This window comes from Bacillus sp. JK62, assembly GCF_053663455.1.
On record NZ_JBSJQA010000001.1, the window covers coordinates 433,053 to 447,489 of the forward strand.

A 14,437-nucleotide genomic window follows, 5' to 3' on the forward strand; every position below is an offset into this window, starting at 1 on the left:
TCTTCATTTATAATAGGCAGTAAGAGGTGACGGACATGAAAATAATCTTTGTTTGTACAGGCAATACGTGCCGCAGTCCCATGGCTGAGGCTCTTTTTAAATCCATAGCAGAAACGAAAGGGCTGGATGTCAGCGTAAGCTCGGCCGGCGTATTCGCGTCTCCGCACGGAAAAGCGTCGGCTCATGCCGTAGAAGCGCTGTTTGAAAAACGGATCGCCCTCAATCACAGTTCATCTCCCTTATCGGAAGAACATATCGAGACGGCCGATCTGGTGCTGGCGATGACCGAACAGCATAAACAGCTGATTGAAGGCCGATATCAAAACAGTCAGGGCAAAGTTTTTACCATTAAAGAATACGTGACGGGGGAAAGCGGCGATATCTCTGACCCGTTCGGCGGTCCGCTTGATGTTTATAAACAGACGCGGGACGAACTGGAGGAGCTGCTGACCCTTTTGGCTGATCAATTGCTTGACGGGAAAAGCAAGTAATCTGTCAGAAAATCTGCAAACAGGTCATTTGCAAAACGAATGTGAAAGAGTAGAATGAAATCAACGGATTTCGTAATAAAAAGGACAAGCACACTGGGCTGTCTTCGCCCAGCCACACCTAGGAGGTAAATGAATGAAAGTAGCTATTGCGTCAGATCACGGCGGCGTCCATATCCGCGAAGAAATAAAAAGTCTTTTGGATGAATTGCAGATTGAATACATTGATATGGGCTGTGAATGCGGCGCCGGCTCTGTCGATTATTCAGACTACGCTTTTCCGGTAGCGGAAAAAGTGGTGAACGGCGAAGCTGACAGGGGAATTTTAATTTGCGGCACAGGCATCGGCATGAGCATCTCCGCAAATAAGGTAAAGGGCATACGCTGTGCGCTTGCCCATGACACCTTCAGCGCAAAAGCGACGCGTGAACACAATGACACGAATGTTCTTGCGATGGGCGAACGCGTCATCGGCCCGGGGCTGGCGCGCGAAATCGCAAAAGTCTGGCTGACGACTGAATTTACGGGCGGCCGCCACGAACGGCGGATCGGCAAAATCGCAGATTACGAAGAAAAAAATCTGTAAGAGGTGCTGGACAATGGAAGAGATGAAGCAAAAATGGACGGACATGCTGACTGAGTTTCAAGAGCAGGCAGGACTGACGGACGGCAGTCTGCTGGTGATCGGGTGCAGTACAAGTGAAGCCGCCGGAAGCCGGATCGGCACCGCCGGAAGCGGGGATTGGGCTGAATTGATATACGGCGGACTTAACCGGTTTAAGGAAAAAACGGGTGTGCATCTTGCTTTTCAATGCTGCGAGCATTTAAACAGGGCGCTTGTCATTGAAGCGGAAACGGCCGAGCGGTTCAGGCTCCCCATTGTTTCAGCCGTCCCCGTCCCGAAAGCGGGCGGAGCGATGGCCTCTTATGCATACCGGCAGATGCGTTCTCCAGTGCTCGCTGAATCGATTCAGGCTGACGCCGGGATTGACATCGGTGATACGTTCATCGGCATGCATCTGAAACCCGTTGCCGTCCCTGTCCGGATATCGAGCCGTGAGCTTGGAGAAGCACATGTGACGATGGCCCGGACAAGACCGAAGCTGATAGGCGGAATGCGCGCCGTTTATGAATGCGAATGATAAAAATACTTTCCCTCTATAATGTTCGTGTTTTCTAATTAAATTTTGTGATTTTTTTAAATAAGCTGTTACATTCACCTGAAAAACCATGTACAATAAGGTGGTAAAAATAAAGAACAGGAAACGGATAGGAGAGGATCTCGCTGATGAAACATTTACCTGTACAAGATAAACAAGTGTTTAACGCCATCAAAGATGAGCGTAAGCGTCAACAGACTAAGATCGAATTAATTGCTTCTGAAAACTTCGTGACGGAAGCGGTAATGGAAGCGCAAGGCTCTGTTTTAACAAACAAATATGCTGAAGGCTACCCCGGCAAACGCTACTACGGCGGCTGTGAGCATGTTGATGTCGTTGAGGACATCGCCCGCGACCGCGCGAAAGAGATTTTCGGAGCTGAGCATGTAAACGTTCAGCCGCACTCAGGCGCTCAGGCGAACATGGCTGTTTACTTCACGATTTTAGAGCACGGCGACACGGTGCTCGGGATGAACCTCTCCCACGGCGGCCACTTAACACACGGAAGCCCGGTTAATTTCAGCGGCGTTCAATACAACTTTGTAGAATACGGTGTCGATAAAGACACGCAATATATAGATTATGAAGATGTGCGTGAAAAAGCGCTGGCGCATAAGCCGAAACTCATCGTAGCCGGAGCGAGCGCATACCCCCGCACGATCGACTTTAAAAAATTCCGCGAAATCGCTGATGAAGTCGGCGCTTACTTCATGGTAGACATGGCGCATATCGCGGGTCTTGTCGCAGCCGGTCTTCATCCGAATCCGGTTCCTTACGCTGACTTTGTAACGACAACGACTCACAAAACACTTCGCGGACCCCGCGGAGGAATGATCCTTTGCCGTGAAGAGTTTGGCAAAAAGATTGATAAATCCATTTTCCCGGGAATCCAAGGCGGACCGCTTATGCATGTCATCGCGGCCAAAGCCGTTTCTTTCGGAGAAGTGCTTGAAGATGATTTCAAAACATATGCGCAAAACGTCATCTCGAACGCGAAGCGCCTGGCTGAGTCTCTGAACAAAGAGGGCATTCAGCTCGTATCAGGCGGAACGGATAACCACCTTGTACTTGTCGACCTCCGTTCTCTCGGACTGACCGGAAAAGTCGCTGAACACGTTCTTGATGAAATCGGCATTACATCTAATAAAAACGCGATCCCTTACGATCCGGAAAAACCGTTCGTCACAAGCGGAATCCGTCTCGGTACGGCAGCTGTGACAAGCCGCGGCTTTGACGGTGACGCGCTTGAAGAAGTCGGCGCCATCATCGGCCTCGCGCTGAAAAATCATGAAGACGAAGCAAAACTTGAAGAAGCGAGAAAGCGCGTATCTGCCTTGACTGAAAAGTTTCCTTTATATAAAGAACTGGACTATTAATAAGGAAGAAACCCGCCGGAACCTTAATCCGGCGGGTTTTTTTATGATTTTCTTGAAACTGTTTGTCTTTTTCTGTAGAATCAATAGAAGTGTGAAAAAGTCACTCGGACAACAAAAAAGGAGCTGAACACAGTATGGGAAAGGTTTACGTATTTGATCATCCTTTAATCCAGCATAAGCTGACATATATTCGGAATGAAAATACAGGCACAAAGGATTTCAGAGACCTTGTGGACGAAGTCGCATCACTGATGGCGTTTGAAATTACACGTGATCTTCCTCTTAAAGAAGTGGAAGTGAAAACACCTGTTCAAACAGCGACTTCCAAAGTGATTTCAGGGAAGAAACTCGGTATCGTGCCGATCCTGAGAGCGGGTCTCGGAATGGTTGACGGCATGCTGAAATTAATCCCGGCCGCTAAAGTGGGACATGTCGGATTATACCGTGATCCGGAAACCTTAAAACCGGTGGAATACTATGTCAAGCTTCCTTCTGATGTAGAAGAACGCGAATTTATTGTCGTGGATCCGATGCTTGCTACGGGAGGCTCTGCGGTGGAAGCGATCAACAGCCTGAAAAAGCGCGGCGCGAGAAACATTCGTTTTATGTGTCTTGTAGCGGCTCCGGAAGGCGTGGAAGAGCTGCAGAAACATCATTCTGACGTTGATATTTATATCGCCGCCCTTGATGAAAAACTGAATGAAAAAGGCTATATCGTTCCGGGCCTCGGTGACGCGGGTGACAGACTGTACGGAACCAAATAAATCGGAAAACCTCATTCAGGGGGTTTTCTTTTTTTATCCAGATATTTGCTGAATGGGCAGAGTTCATACATTTATAGGTGAATTTGTGAACATTCTGTGTATGCTTCCGGTATAAAAAGTTTTTTAACTTTAAACAGATTGACACATGTTAGGGGCTATTGTATGCTAAACGAGGGTATTATGAGAAGGTTTTCATTCCTTTCATTTCTAGTATCCATCCTCATTTTAAATCCTCCAAAAAAACCCGTTATATGAGGATTTATCTAAGCGAATGAAACAGCATCCCGTGGCATCAGGAGGATGAGTGGTTTTTTCGAACAGGCCGTTTTGCGGACAAAAAAGGCCTTCTGCAAGGGTTAACCGCATGTTTTGCCGTATCCAGGAATTATATTACATTTTCATCAGGAGACAGATAGTTGATGGACGATCCCAATCTTACATTCAGCAGACAACGGAGATATGTATTTGTAATCTTAGCAATCTATTTGCTGGGATATGGTCTTACGGCGTATAAAACTGTTTTTTTAGGCCTCTTTTTGGGAACTGTTTTCAGTTTGTTTAATTTGTGGCTCTTGACCAGAAGAATGAATGCTTTTGACAAGGCCGTGGCGAAAGGAAAGTCCATACGATCACTCGGGAGCGCAGCGCGTTGGTGCAATGCGATACTTGCGATGGCTGTCGCCTTTAAATATCCCGATAAAGTCAGTGTGGCAAGTGTGATTATTGGATTAATGACAATTTATCCCGTCATTATGATAGATTCCATTATTCAGCTCAAACGTTCATCAATGGAAGAGAGGTGAAAACCCATTGAATCACGATTACAGAACTATTGATTTGTTTGGTCTTACTTTTAATCTGACAAACATTCTGATGATTACTGTGGCAAGTGTGATTGTGCTGCTGATTGCGATTCTTACTACAAGAACGCTGTCCATCCGTCCGGGAAAAGCCCAGAACTTCATGGAATGGATTGTTGATTTTGTCCGCAATATTATAGGCAGTACAATGGATTTAAAAACAGGGGCTAACTTCTTGGCGCTTGGTGTAACCTTGCTGATGTACATATTTGTATCAAATATGCTAGGGCTGCCGTTTTCTGTAACGGTCGGACACGAGCTTTGGTGGAAATCACCGACGGCCGATCCGGCTATTACTCTGACTCTAGCCGTTATGGTTGTGTCGTTAACGCACTATTACGGCGTGAAGATGAAAGGTTTGAAGGAATACTCTAAGGATTACCTCAGACCGGTTCCGCTTATGTTCCCGATGAAGATCATTGAGGAGTTTGCGAATACGCTGACACTCGGACTTCGTCTTTACGGTAACATTTTCGCCGGGGAAATTCTTCTTGGCCTGCTTGCGAATCTGGCGACGAATTTCTACTCAAACAGTTTCTTTCTCGGTTTGGTCGGCACAGTCGGAGCCATTATTCCGATGCTTGCATGGCAGGCATTCAGCTTGTTCATCGGTACCATCCAGGCATTTATCTTTACGATGCTGACGATGGTGTACATGTCACACAAAATCAGTCATGATCATTAAAATCATATATCCATTCGGATAACATTTTAAAGGAGGAACTTTTTCATGAATTTAATAGCAGCTGCAATTGCAATCGGTTTAGGTGCACTTGGTGCAGGTATTGGTAACGGTCTGATCGTTTCACGTACGGTAGAGGGAATCGCCCGTCAGCCGGAAGCAGGAAAAGAACTTAGAACTCTTATGTTCATGGGTATCGCATTGGTTGAGGCCCTTCCGATTATCGCTGTCGTTATCGCGTTCTTAGCGTTCTTTGGCTAAGCAAAAAAGCCTTATATGAACTAAAAATGGCGAAGATCACTCTAAGAGAACCTTCGCCATTGCTTTATGTCTGATAAGCAGGCCGTCCCGAAACGGCTTTTTATCAGCAGAGAAAACCTGCAGAAGGGAGTTGCCGTAGTAGATGTCTCAATTACCTCTTGAATTAGGACTGTCGTTTAACGGCGGAGATATCCTATTCCAATTGTTAGCTATGTTAGTTTTATTAGCGCTTCTCAAGAAATTCGCTCTGGGACCGCTATTAAATATAATGAAACAGCGTGAAGATCATATCGCCGGCGAAATTACGTCCGCTGAAGAAAGAAATAAAGAAGCGCAGAAGCTGATTGAAGAGCAGCGCGTTCTTTTAAAAGAAGCGAAACAGGAATCACAATCACTCATTGAAAATGCGAAAAAACTGGGTGAAAAGCAGAAGGAAGATATTATCCAGGCTGCACGCGCCGAGTCTGAAAGATTGAAAGAAGCGGCGAGAACCGAAATTGTCAAAGAAAAAGAACAAGCGGTTTCCGCACTTCGCGAGCAAGTCGCATCACTTTCTGTCTTAATCGCATCGAAAGTGATTGAAAAAGAGCTTGATGAACAAGCCCAGGAACAACTGATTCAGGACTATCTTAAAGAGGTAGGAGAAAGCCGATGAGTGGATCTGCTGTCTCTAAACGATACGCGTCAGCGCTTTTCGACATTGCCGTTGAGAACTCTCAAATCAATGAAATCGAAGAAGAGCTTACCGTACTAAAAGAAGTGTTCCGGAACGAAGCCGGATTACAGGAAGTGCTAAGCCATCCGAAGGTATCGGCCGCTAAGAAAAAAGAGCTGATTCAGCAATCGTTCGGCGCACTGTCTGAGTCTGTGCTGCATACGATTTTTCTTCTGATTGACCGCCGCCGGTCTTCGATTGTGCCTGATCTCACAGACGAGTTTATCAAACTTGCCAATCAGGCCCGTCAGACAGAGGACGCGGTTGTTTATTCAGTAAAACCGCTTTCAGAAGCGGAAATGTTATCATTGTCTCAAGTGTTTGCAAAAAAAGCCGGAATCGCTTCGCTCAGAATCAGAAATGAAGTGCAGACGGATTTAATAGGCGGCATTAAAGTCCGCATTGGAAACCGGATTTATGACGGAAGCGTAAGCGGAAAGCTTGAGCGCATGGAACGTCAACTTGCCGGAGGAAATCGATAGAAGGGGTGAAACCTAAGTGAGCATCAAAGCTGAAGAGATTAGCACGCTGATAAAGCAGCAAATTCAAAATTACCAATCTGAAATTGAAGTTCATGACGTAGGTACAGTCATCCAAGTCGGAGACGGTATTGCGCGTGTACACGGCCTTGACAATTGTATGGCCGGTGAACTTGTTGAGTTTTCAAACGGCGTTTTGGGTATGGCTCAAAACCTTGAAGAATCCAACGTAGGTATCGTTATCTTAGGACCTTACAGAGATATCCGCGAAGGTGATGAGGTCAAAAGAACGGGCCGCATCATGGAAGTTCCTGTAGGTGAAGAATTAATCGGACGTATCGTCAACCCGCTCGGACAGCCGGTAGACGGACTGGGTCCGATTCTGACAAGCAAAACACGTCCGATCGAAAGCCAGGCTCCAGGCGTAATGGACCGTAAATCGGTACATGAGCCGCTGCAAACGGGTATCAAAGCGATCGACGCGTTAATTCCGATCGGCCGCGGACAGCGTGAGCTGATTATCGGGGACCGTCAGACAGGTAAAACATCTGTTGCGATTGATACAATCTTAAACCAAAAAGATCAAGACATGATCTGTGTGTACGTAGCGATCGGCCAAAAAGAATCTACAGTGCGCGGCGTGGTGGAAACACTTCGTAAGCATGGCGCGCTTGATTACACGATTGTCGTGACGGCGTCCGCTTCACAGCCGGCTCCGCTTCTTTACCTTGCACCGTATGCAGGGGTGACAATGGGTGAAGAATTCATGTACAACGGCAAGCACGTTCTCGTCGTATATGATGATTTATCCAAACAAGCAGCCGCTTACCGTGAGCTGTCATTGCTTCTTCGCCGTCCGCCGGGCCGTGAAGCATTCCCTGGGGATGTATTCTATCTTCACTCCCGTCTGCTTGAGCGCGCAGCCAAGCTGAGTGACGCTAAAGGCGCAGGATCAATTACGGCGCTGCCGTTCGTCGAAACACAAGCAGGAGATATCTCCGCTTATATCCCGACAAACGTCATTTCCATTACTGACGGACAGATTTTCCTTCAATCCGACCTATTCTTCTCAGGCGTGCGTCCTGCGATCAATGCCGGATTATCCGTATCCCGTGTCGGCGGGTCAGCCCAAATCAAAGCGATGAAAAAGGTAGCGGGAACATTGCGTCTTGACCTTGCTTCATACCGTGAACTTGAAGCATTCGCCCAATTCGGATCTGATCTTGACCAGGCGACTCAGGCGAAACTTAACCGCGGTGCGCGTACAGTTGAAGTGCTGAAACAAGACTTGAATAAGCCGCTTCCGGTTGAAAAACAGGTAGCCATTCTTTATGCGCTGACAAAAGGATATCTTGATGATATTCCGGTTGCGGATATCAGACGTTTTGAAGAAGAGTACTACATGTACCTTGATCAAAACCATAAAGATCTGCTTGACGGCATTGCGAAAACAGGAAACCTTCCTGCTGATGAAGACTTCAAAGCTGCAATCGAAGGCTTCAAACGCACATTTGCACCAAGCAACTAACCCTTAGAAGATGAGAGAAAAAGGTTCTCTTTTTCTCTCTTTTTACGCAAATGAAGAATAAAGGTGGTGAAATCTTTGGCCTCATTACGCGATATTAAGTCAAGGATCACGTCAACGAAAAAAACAAGCCAGATTACAAAAGCCATGCAGATGGTATCCGCTGCGAAGCTGAACCGTGCGGAAACCAACGCGAAGTCATTTGCTCCGTATATGGATAAGATCCAGGAGGTTGTGTTTAACGTCGGAAAAGGCGCGAAAAACGCGAAACATCCGATGCTTGTCTCAAGAGAAGTGAAAAAGACGGCGTATCTCGTCATTACCTCTGACCGCGGGCTTGCGGGTGCGTTTAACAGTTCGGTTTTGCGAAACGCTTACCGCACCATTCAAGAACGCCATCAGTCTAAAGATGAATACACGGTGATTGCAATCGGCAGAGTCGGCCGCGATTTCTTCAAAAAACGGGAGATGCCGATTTTGTCTGAGTTAGTGGGGCTTGGCGACGAGGTCACTTTTGCTCAGATTAAAGATTTGACCCGTCAGACGGTTCAAATGTTTATCGACGGCGCTTTTGATGAACTGCATTTGGTGTATAACCATTTCGTCAGTGCGATTTCACAGGAAGTGACGGAGAAAAAGGTGCTGCCTTTAACGGATTTCGGAACGAGCGGCGGGAAGCGCACGGCTTCTTACGAGTTCGAACCGGATGAAGAAGAGGTGCTCGAAGTGCTGCTTCCTCAATATGCGGAAAGCTTAATTTACGGCGCGCTTCTTGACAGTAAAGCAAGTGAACACGCTGCGAGAATGACAGCAATGAAAAATGCGACTGATAATGCGAAAGAACTCATTGATTCACTTTCGCTTTCATATAACCGCGCGCGTCAAGCGGCGATTACACAAGAAATTACCGAAATTGTCGGCGGTGCAGCCGCTTTAGAATAGAAAGATTTTGTCAGGAGGGATAGCGATGAAGAAAGGACGCGTAAGTCAGGTGCTTGGACCGGTTGTCGACGTACGTTTCGAGGACGGCCACTTGCCTGCGATTTATAATGCGATTAAAGTTTCACAGCCAGCTACAGGCGAAAATGAAGTAGGCATCGACCTAACGCTAGAGGTTGCTCTTCATTTAGGCGATGATACAGTCCGTACAATTGCCATGGCATCTACGGACGGAATTCAGCGCGGAATGGAAGCCGTTGATACAGGTGCGCCGATTTCCGTTCCTGTCGGTGATGTGACTCTCGGACGCGTATTTAACGTACTGGGAGATAAAATTGATTTAAATGAACCGCTGCCTGCGGATGCTCAAAAGGACCCGATCCACAGATCAGCTCCTTCATTCGATGAGCTTTCAACTGAGGTTGAAATTCTTGAAACGGGAATTAAGGTTGTTGACCTGCTCGCTCCTTACATCAAGGGCGGTAAAATCGGATTGTTCGGCGGCGCCGGCGTAGGTAAAACCGTATTAATCCAGGAATTAATCAACAACATCGCGCAAGAGCACGGCGGTATTTCCGTATTCGCCGGTGTAGGAGAGCGTACTCGTGAAGGGAACGACCTTTTCTACGAAATGAGCGATTCAGGCGTTATCAAGAAAACAGCCATGGTCTTCGGACAAATGAACGAGCCGCCGGGCGCACGTATGCGTGTAGCACTGACGGGTCTTACAATGGCTGAGCATTTCCGTGATAAACAAGGACAGGACGTACTGTTCTTTATCGATAACATTTTCCGTTTCACACAAGCGGGTTCAGAGGTTTCCGCGCTTCTCGGCCGTATGCCTTCTGCGGTTGGTTATCAGCCGACGCTTGCGACAGAAATGGGTCAGCTTCAAGAGCGTATTACGTCTACAAACGTTGGTTCAGTTACATCTATCCAGGCGATCTACGTGCCTGCCGATGACTACACAGACCCGGCTCCGGCGACAACGTTCGCTCACTTGGATGCAACGACTAACCTTGAGCGTAAATTAACTGAAATGGGTATCTACCCTGCGGTTGATCCGCTGGCTTCCACTTCCCGCGCGCTTGCTCCGGAAATTGTCGGAGAAGAGCATTATGCGGTGGCGCGTGAAGTCCAGTCAACGCTTCAGCGTTACAAAGAACTTCAGGATATTATCGCGATTCTCGGTATGGACGAATTAGGTGAAGAAGACAAGCTTGTCGTTCACCGCGCACGCCGTATCCAGTTCTTCCTTTCTCAAAACTTCCACGTAGCTGAGCAGTTTACGGGACAAAAGGGTTCTTACGTGCCTGTTAAAGAAACGGTACGAGGCTTTAAAGAAATCCTTTCCGGTAAATATGACCATCTTCCGGAAGATGCATTCCGTCTTGTGGGACGCATTGAAGAAGTCATTGAGAATGCAAAAGAGATGGGTGTAGAAGTTTAATCTGGTCCTAGGAGGGTAAAAGCATGAAGACCGTTAAAGTCAATATCGTTACTCCCGACGGCCCAGTATATGATGCTGATATTGAAATGGTGAGTGTAAGAGCCGAGAGCGGTGATCTCGGTATCCTGCCTGGCCATATTCCGACCGTGGCTCCGCTTAAAATCGGCGCTGTCCGCCTTAAAAAAGACGGGCAGACCGAATTGGCGGCTGTCAGCGGCGGATTTTTAGAAGTCCGTCCTGATCAGGTCACTATCCTTGCACAAGCCGCTGAAACAGCGGAAAGCATTGATAAAGAGCGCGCCCTTGCTGCGAAAAAGCGGGCGGAAGACCGTTTGAACAAACGATCAGATGATACTGACATTCGTCGGGCTGAGCTTGCGTTACAGCGGGCTGTAAACAGATTGGATGTTGCAGGAAACTAAAAAAGAATCCTTCTCGGCTGTCTGAGAAGGATTCTTTTTCTATATTAACGCATAAGAGATTCATAGACGCCGATAAGCGGATGATCCTCTTCTTTTTGCAGATATAAATGTTCGCAGCAGTTGTCGGTGTGCCACGTTTTGTTTCCTCTCCGCACACCCGTCGTATAAGCGCCGTCCGTATACGGATAAGGTTTGACGACCCATTCGGCATCGTCATGATGTCTGATGGCGCAATCGATGACATACACACTGAGCATTTTCTCAAATTCGTCAATCGGCAGGTTCCAATCCGCCAAAAGCAGCTCTTTTATGCTGCGGAAGTAAAGAGCTTCCACTGCCAGCAGGCTGCCGGGTGAATAATCAAGAGAAATGTTGAAAAACTGACATAATTCTTTCAGTTCCTCTGTTTGAGACTGTCTATAATCATAGTAGAATGCTATCGCTTCCCACTCGTGGTCAAATACGGGAAGTGTTTCTCCATACTGCTTTTCCGGATGAAAAAAGGAATGATTCATATCCCCATCTCCTTTCCAAAAAAGTATATCATGCCGGAGAACGGACATTTAAGCGGGGATTGCCCCTAATTTTGGATAAAAATTCTGATGTAAAAATGATCATCTTTCTCTCTTCTTCTTATATAATAAGAGAGGATATGAGGGGCGGAAAAAATGAAAGGAGATGGAATTTGTGAATGTATTGGGGCAGCAGGCCGCAATCAGCATCCTGGTTCACCTGGTATGCATTGCGGTGACATGGTGGGCGCTTCAGGCCGTCAACTTTGATCCGCTGATCCGAAAAGGAAAAATAGTGCAGGCGAGGCTGCTGATCATTCTTCTTACCATTGCGATCGGTACGGCAGTCGCCAACTTCTTTTTAGATTATCTTACCTATTCGAAACAGCTTCCATACTTATTTTAAGATGTTTCGTCTGTTGAAATGAAGGGAATCGCTGGGTGAGAAACCAATTTTTCTTCACCCGCTTGGCGAGTTTTGACGAAGTTTTCCATGTATTGCTTTCCCCGGCTCCGGCAAAAATGGGAGTAAGGGGGAGAGATCGATATGAAGAAAAAAAGAGCAGGCCGCATCATCTTGTTTTTTGTTTTTTTAAGCGCCTTAATAGCGGTATTTCATTCCATTCATGCAAGTGAGCTGTCTCCGCTTGCCCAGATTGCCGAAGGAATGGAGCGGCAGCAGGTCACTGTGGATGAATGGACGCTTCATGCGAAAAAAAATCTGAACCTGTCACTGAGTGAATTTGATGACAAGGTAAAAGAACTGAAGACGCAGTATCCGCAATATCATTGGGAATCCGCGCGGGAAGATAAAATCGTAAAGGCCGTCGGCACGTATTCTGACAAAAAAAATCACACAACTTTTAAACTGCAGCTCGTCACTACCCTCAAAAACCAGAACCCAACTTCGTATTTATTATATGAGCAAATGAGCCCGGAGCAACCGGAAAACTGGAATGATACATATGAACAGTTTGAACGGCAGGCACATGACATATTTCAAAATAAAGTATTTATTTTTACTTGTCTAAAGGGTCATTTAAATGATAATATGAGTATTGTTTTGCAAAAAAAAGCAGAACAGCTCATGAAAGAATTTGAAGCAAGTCCAGTTGAACATGTAGTTGAGCCTCATTTCGTTTCTGTTTCTGCATTTACATATAAGTGGACAGATTACATCATGACATCGAAACATAAGATGAATGTGCAAGTTGCGCTTAGAAGTGCGGGAATGGGCGGAAAACATACCGTTACGGTTGGCACACCAATCGTGACAACTGAATATTAATATAGAGAATATAGGGACGCGGAGGGGAATACCTTGGAAAAAATCATCGTCCGCGGCGGTCAGAAGTTAAACGGCACAGTGAAAGTTGAAGGAGCAAAAAATGCCGTTTTACCAGTTATCGCTGCATCTTTATTAGCAAGTGAAGAAAAAAGCGTAATATGTGATGTACCTACGCTCTCCGATGTATATACAATTAATGAAGTGTTGCGTCATTTAGGAGCAGATGTGCATTTTGAGAATAATGAAGTTACCGTAAACGCTTCTTACGCTTTAGAAACAGAAGCACCTTTTGAATATGTGCGCAAAATGCGCGCGTCAGTGCTTGTTATGGGCCCTCTGTTAGCTCGTACGGGTCATTCAAGAGTAGCGCTTCCGGGCGGCTGCGCAATCGGCTCAAGACCGATTGATCAGCATTTAAAAGGCTTTGAAGCAATGGGTGCAAAAATCAAAGTAGGCAACGGCTTTATTGAAGCAGAAGTGGAAGGCCGTCTGCAGGGCGCAAAAATCTATTTAGATTTCCCAAGTGTGGGTGCGACAGAAAACTTGATTATGGCAGCTGCTTTAGCTGAAGGAACAACAACGCTTGAAAACGTGGCAAAAGAGCCTGAAATCGTTGACTTAGCGAACTATATCAATGCGATGGGCGGAAAAATCCGCGGAGCCGGCACAGGCACCATTAAAATTGAAGGTGTCGAGAAGCTTCACGGCGTAAGACACAACATCATTCCTGACCGTATTGAGGCGGGTACTTTCATGGTGGCTGCGGCTATCACGGAAGGAAATGTATTAGTAAAAGGTGCGGTTCCTGAGCATCTTACGTCTTTAATTGCGAAAATGGAAGAAATGGGAGTCAAAATTACGGATGAAGGAGAAGGCCTTCGTGTCATCGGTCCTGCCCAGCTGAAGCCGATCGACATTAAAACGATGCCTCACCCAGGATTCCCGACTGATATGCAGTCGCAAATGATGGCGCTGCTTCTCCGTGCGAGCGGAACAAGCATGATTACTGAAACTGTGTTTGAAAACCGTTTTATGCATGCTGAAGAATTCCGCCGGATGAATGGCGACATTAAAATTGAAGGACGTTCTGTGATCATTAACGGTCCTGTACAGCTGCAAGGCGCAGAAGTTGCCGCTACGGACCTGCGTGCGGGCGCGGCGCTGATTCTTGCGGGATTAGTGGCTGAAGGTCATACACGCGTCACGGAACTGAAGCACTTGGATCGCGGTTATGTGAATTTCCATAAAAAACTTGCGGCCCTCGGCGCTGACATCGAGCGTGTCGTTGATGAAACGGCCGCTGAACAAGAAAGCAAAGAAGTCGTAACTGACCTAAACGCATAATGGCTGTAAAAACAGTATGTCAATCTGGCATACTGTTTTTTTATGGTTTATCATCATTATTATGCTCTGATTTTCAAAAAAGAATACGTTTTTCGCGTGAAAAATGGAATAAGATTCTGTCCAAAAGGAAGTCATATTAGCTTGTCCCTGCCCATAAGATGAAGTAGAGTCG

The 14,437-nt window shown here is 46.5% G+C and carries 18 protein-coding genes; 17 read left to right on the forward strand and 1 reads right to left on the reverse strand.

Annotated features, from left to right (window positions below; all coding sequences use genetic code 11):
* Positions 1 to 35: 35 nt before the first annotated feature.
* From ACWJJ4_RS02110 to ACWJJ4_RS02175, 14 genes are all read left to right on the forward strand, one after another.
* Positions 36 to 491 (forward strand): low molecular weight protein arginine phosphatase, encoded by a 456-nt coding sequence (locus ACWJJ4_RS02110; RefSeq protein WP_029325731.1) that lies wholly within the window; start codon positions 36 to 38, stop codon positions 489 to 491.
* A gap of 133 nt (positions 492 to 624) precedes the next feature.
* The gene (gene rpiB, locus ACWJJ4_RS02115) at positions 625 to 1,074 is read left to right on the forward strand and encodes a ribose 5-phosphate isomerase B (RefSeq protein ID WP_003151149.1); all 450 of its coding nucleotides are present in this window, start codon (positions 625 to 627) and stop codon (positions 1,072 to 1,074) included.
* Positions 1,075 to 1,087: 13 nt separating this feature from the next.
* The gene (locus ACWJJ4_RS02120; RefSeq protein ID WP_454021392.1) at positions 1,088 to 1,630 is read left to right on the forward strand and encodes a TIGR01440 family protein; all 543 of its coding nucleotides are present in this window, start codon (positions 1,088 to 1,090) and stop codon (positions 1,628 to 1,630) included.
* Between the two features lie 146 nt (positions 1,631 to 1,776).
* Positions 1,777 to 3,024: a serine hydroxymethyltransferase gene (gene glyA / locus ACWJJ4_RS02125; protein WP_102422814.1), complete on the forward strand. Its 1,248-nt coding sequence runs from the start codon at positions 1,777 to 1,779 to the stop codon at positions 3,022 to 3,024.
* A gap of 134 nt (positions 3,025 to 3,158) precedes the next feature.
* Positions 3,159 to 3,788 carry a uracil phosphoribosyltransferase gene (gene upp / locus ACWJJ4_RS02130; RefSeq protein ID WP_003151154.1) on the forward strand — a complete coding sequence of 210 codons (630 nt, stop codon included), beginning with the start codon at positions 3,159 to 3,161 and terminating at the stop codon, positions 3,786 to 3,788.
* Between the two features lie 419 nt (positions 3,789 to 4,207).
* On the forward strand, positions 4,208 to 4,591 hold the full coding sequence (gene atpI / locus ACWJJ4_RS02135; protein WP_003151155.1) for an ATP synthase subunit I: 384 nt from the start codon (positions 4,208 to 4,210) through the stop codon (positions 4,589 to 4,591).
* A 7-nt stretch (positions 4,592 to 4,598) separates the two neighbouring features.
* Complete coding sequence (gene atpB / locus ACWJJ4_RS02140; protein ID WP_003151158.1) at positions 4,599 to 5,333, forward strand: F0F1 ATP synthase subunit A; 735 nt, start codon at positions 4,599 to 4,601, stop codon at positions 5,331 to 5,333.
* A 45-nt stretch (positions 5,334 to 5,378) separates the two neighbouring features.
* Positions 5,379 to 5,591 carry a F0F1 ATP synthase subunit C gene (gene atpE / locus ACWJJ4_RS02145; protein ID WP_003151167.1) on the forward strand — a complete coding sequence of 71 codons (213 nt, stop codon included), beginning with the start codon at positions 5,379 to 5,381 and terminating at the stop codon, positions 5,589 to 5,591.
* A gap of 142 nt (positions 5,592 to 5,733) precedes the next feature.
* Entirely contained in the window at positions 5,734 to 6,246 is a 513-nt protein-coding gene (gene atpF, locus ACWJJ4_RS02150) for a F0F1 ATP synthase subunit B (protein ID WP_003151168.1), read from the forward strand.
* On the forward strand, positions 6,243 to 6,788 hold the full coding sequence (locus ACWJJ4_RS02155; protein WP_146283999.1) for a F0F1 ATP synthase subunit delta: 546 nt from the start codon (positions 6,243 to 6,245) through the stop codon (positions 6,786 to 6,788). Before atpF ends, ACWJJ4_RS02155 begins: the two co-directional genes overlap by 4 nt.
* 16 nt (positions 6,789 to 6,804) lie before the next feature.
* Complete coding sequence (gene atpA, locus ACWJJ4_RS02160; protein ID WP_003151170.1) at positions 6,805 to 8,313, forward strand: F0F1 ATP synthase subunit alpha; 1,509 nt, start codon at positions 6,805 to 6,807, stop codon at positions 8,311 to 8,313.
* Positions 8,314 to 8,388: 75 nt separating this feature from the next.
* Positions 8,389 to 9,252, forward strand: a complete 864-nt coding sequence (gene atpG / locus ACWJJ4_RS02165; protein WP_003151172.1) for an ATP synthase F1 subunit gamma — start codon at positions 8,389 to 8,391, stop codon at positions 9,250 to 9,252.
* A gap of 25 nt (positions 9,253 to 9,277) precedes the next feature.
* Positions 9,278 to 10,699, forward strand: coding sequence for a F0F1 ATP synthase subunit beta (atpD, locus tag ACWJJ4_RS02170; RefSeq protein ID WP_003151173.1), 1,422 nt, complete (start codon positions 9,278 to 9,280; stop codon positions 10,697 to 10,699).
* A gap of 23 nt (positions 10,700 to 10,722) precedes the next feature.
* Positions 10,723 to 11,121, forward strand: coding sequence for a F0F1 ATP synthase subunit epsilon (locus ACWJJ4_RS02175; RefSeq protein WP_003151176.1), 399 nt, complete (start codon positions 10,723 to 10,725; stop codon positions 11,119 to 11,121).
* A 44-nt stretch (positions 11,122 to 11,165) separates the two neighbouring features.
* Here ACWJJ4_RS02175 and ACWJJ4_RS02180 read toward each other — a convergent pair whose 3' ends face one another.
* Positions 11,166 to 11,636, reverse strand: coding sequence for a hypothetical protein (locus tag ACWJJ4_RS02180; RefSeq protein WP_003151179.1), 471 nt, complete (start codon positions 11,634 to 11,636; stop codon positions 11,166 to 11,168).
* A 172-nt stretch (positions 11,637 to 11,808) separates the two neighbouring features.
* On the opposite strand from ACWJJ4_RS02180, the gene ACWJJ4_RS02185 reads away from it, so the two are divergent.
* The 3 genes from ACWJJ4_RS02185 to murA all read left to right on the forward strand — a co-directional run bounded on the left by ACWJJ4_RS02185 (position 11,809) and on the right by murA (position 14,265).
* Positions 11,809 to 12,039 carry a DUF1146 family protein gene (locus ACWJJ4_RS02185; protein ID WP_003151181.1) on the forward strand — a complete coding sequence of 77 codons (231 nt, stop codon included), beginning with the start codon at positions 11,809 to 11,811 and terminating at the stop codon, positions 12,037 to 12,039.
* Positions 12,040 to 12,180: 141 nt separating this feature from the next.
* A complete protein-coding gene (locus ACWJJ4_RS02190) occupies positions 12,181 to 12,921 on the forward strand; it encodes a YwmB family TATA-box binding protein (RefSeq protein WP_003151183.1) in 741 nt (246 codons plus the stop codon).
* A 33-nt stretch (positions 12,922 to 12,954) separates the two neighbouring features.
* Positions 12,955 to 14,265, forward strand: a complete 1,311-nt coding sequence (gene murA / locus ACWJJ4_RS02195; protein WP_007407592.1) for a UDP-N-acetylglucosamine 1-carboxyvinyltransferase — start codon at positions 12,955 to 12,957, stop codon at positions 14,263 to 14,265.
* The last annotated feature ends 172 nt before the right edge of the window (positions 14,266 to 14,437 follow it).

Coding starts and splice junctions, on each gene's coding strand:
- ACWJJ4_RS02110 (WP_029325731.1), top strand. CDS start 36: ATGAAAATAATCTTTGTTTGTACAGGCAATACGTGCCGCAGTCCCATG.
- rpiB (WP_003151149.1), top strand. CDS start 625: ATGAAAGTAGCTATTGCGTCAGATCACGGCGGCGTCCATATCCGCGAA.
- ACWJJ4_RS02120 (WP_454021392.1), top strand. CDS start 1,088: ATGGAAGAGATGAAGCAAAAATGGACGGACATGCTGACTGAGTTTCAA.
- glyA (WP_102422814.1), top strand. CDS start 1,777: ATGAAACATTTACCTGTACAAGATAAACAAGTGTTTAACGCCATCAAA.
- upp (WP_003151154.1), top strand. CDS start 3,159: ATGGGAAAGGTTTACGTATTTGATCATCCTTTAATCCAGCATAAGCTG.
- atpI (WP_003151155.1), top strand. CDS start 4,208: ATGGACGATCCCAATCTTACATTCAGCAGACAACGGAGATATGTATTT.
- atpE (WP_003151167.1), top strand. CDS start 5,379: ATGAATTTAATAGCAGCTGCAATTGCAATCGGTTTAGGTGCACTTGGT.
- atpF (WP_003151168.1), top strand. CDS start 5,734: ATGTCTCAATTACCTCTTGAATTAGGACTGTCGTTTAACGGCGGAGAT.
- ACWJJ4_RS02155 (WP_146283999.1), top strand. CDS start 6,243: ATGAGTGGATCTGCTGTCTCTAAACGATACGCGTCAGCGCTTTTCGAC.
- atpD (WP_003151173.1), top strand. CDS start 9,278: ATGAAGAAAGGACGCGTAAGTCAGGTGCTTGGACCGGTTGTCGACGTA.
- ACWJJ4_RS02175 (WP_003151176.1), top strand. CDS start 10,723: ATGAAGACCGTTAAAGTCAATATCGTTACTCCCGACGGCCCAGTATAT.
- ACWJJ4_RS02180 (WP_003151179.1), bottom strand. CDS start 11,636: ATGAATCATTCCTTTTTTCATCCGGAAAAGCAGTATGGAGAAACACTT.
- ACWJJ4_RS02190 (WP_003151183.1), top strand. CDS start 12,181: ATGAAGAAAAAAAGAGCAGGCCGCATCATCTTGTTTTTTGTTTTTTTA.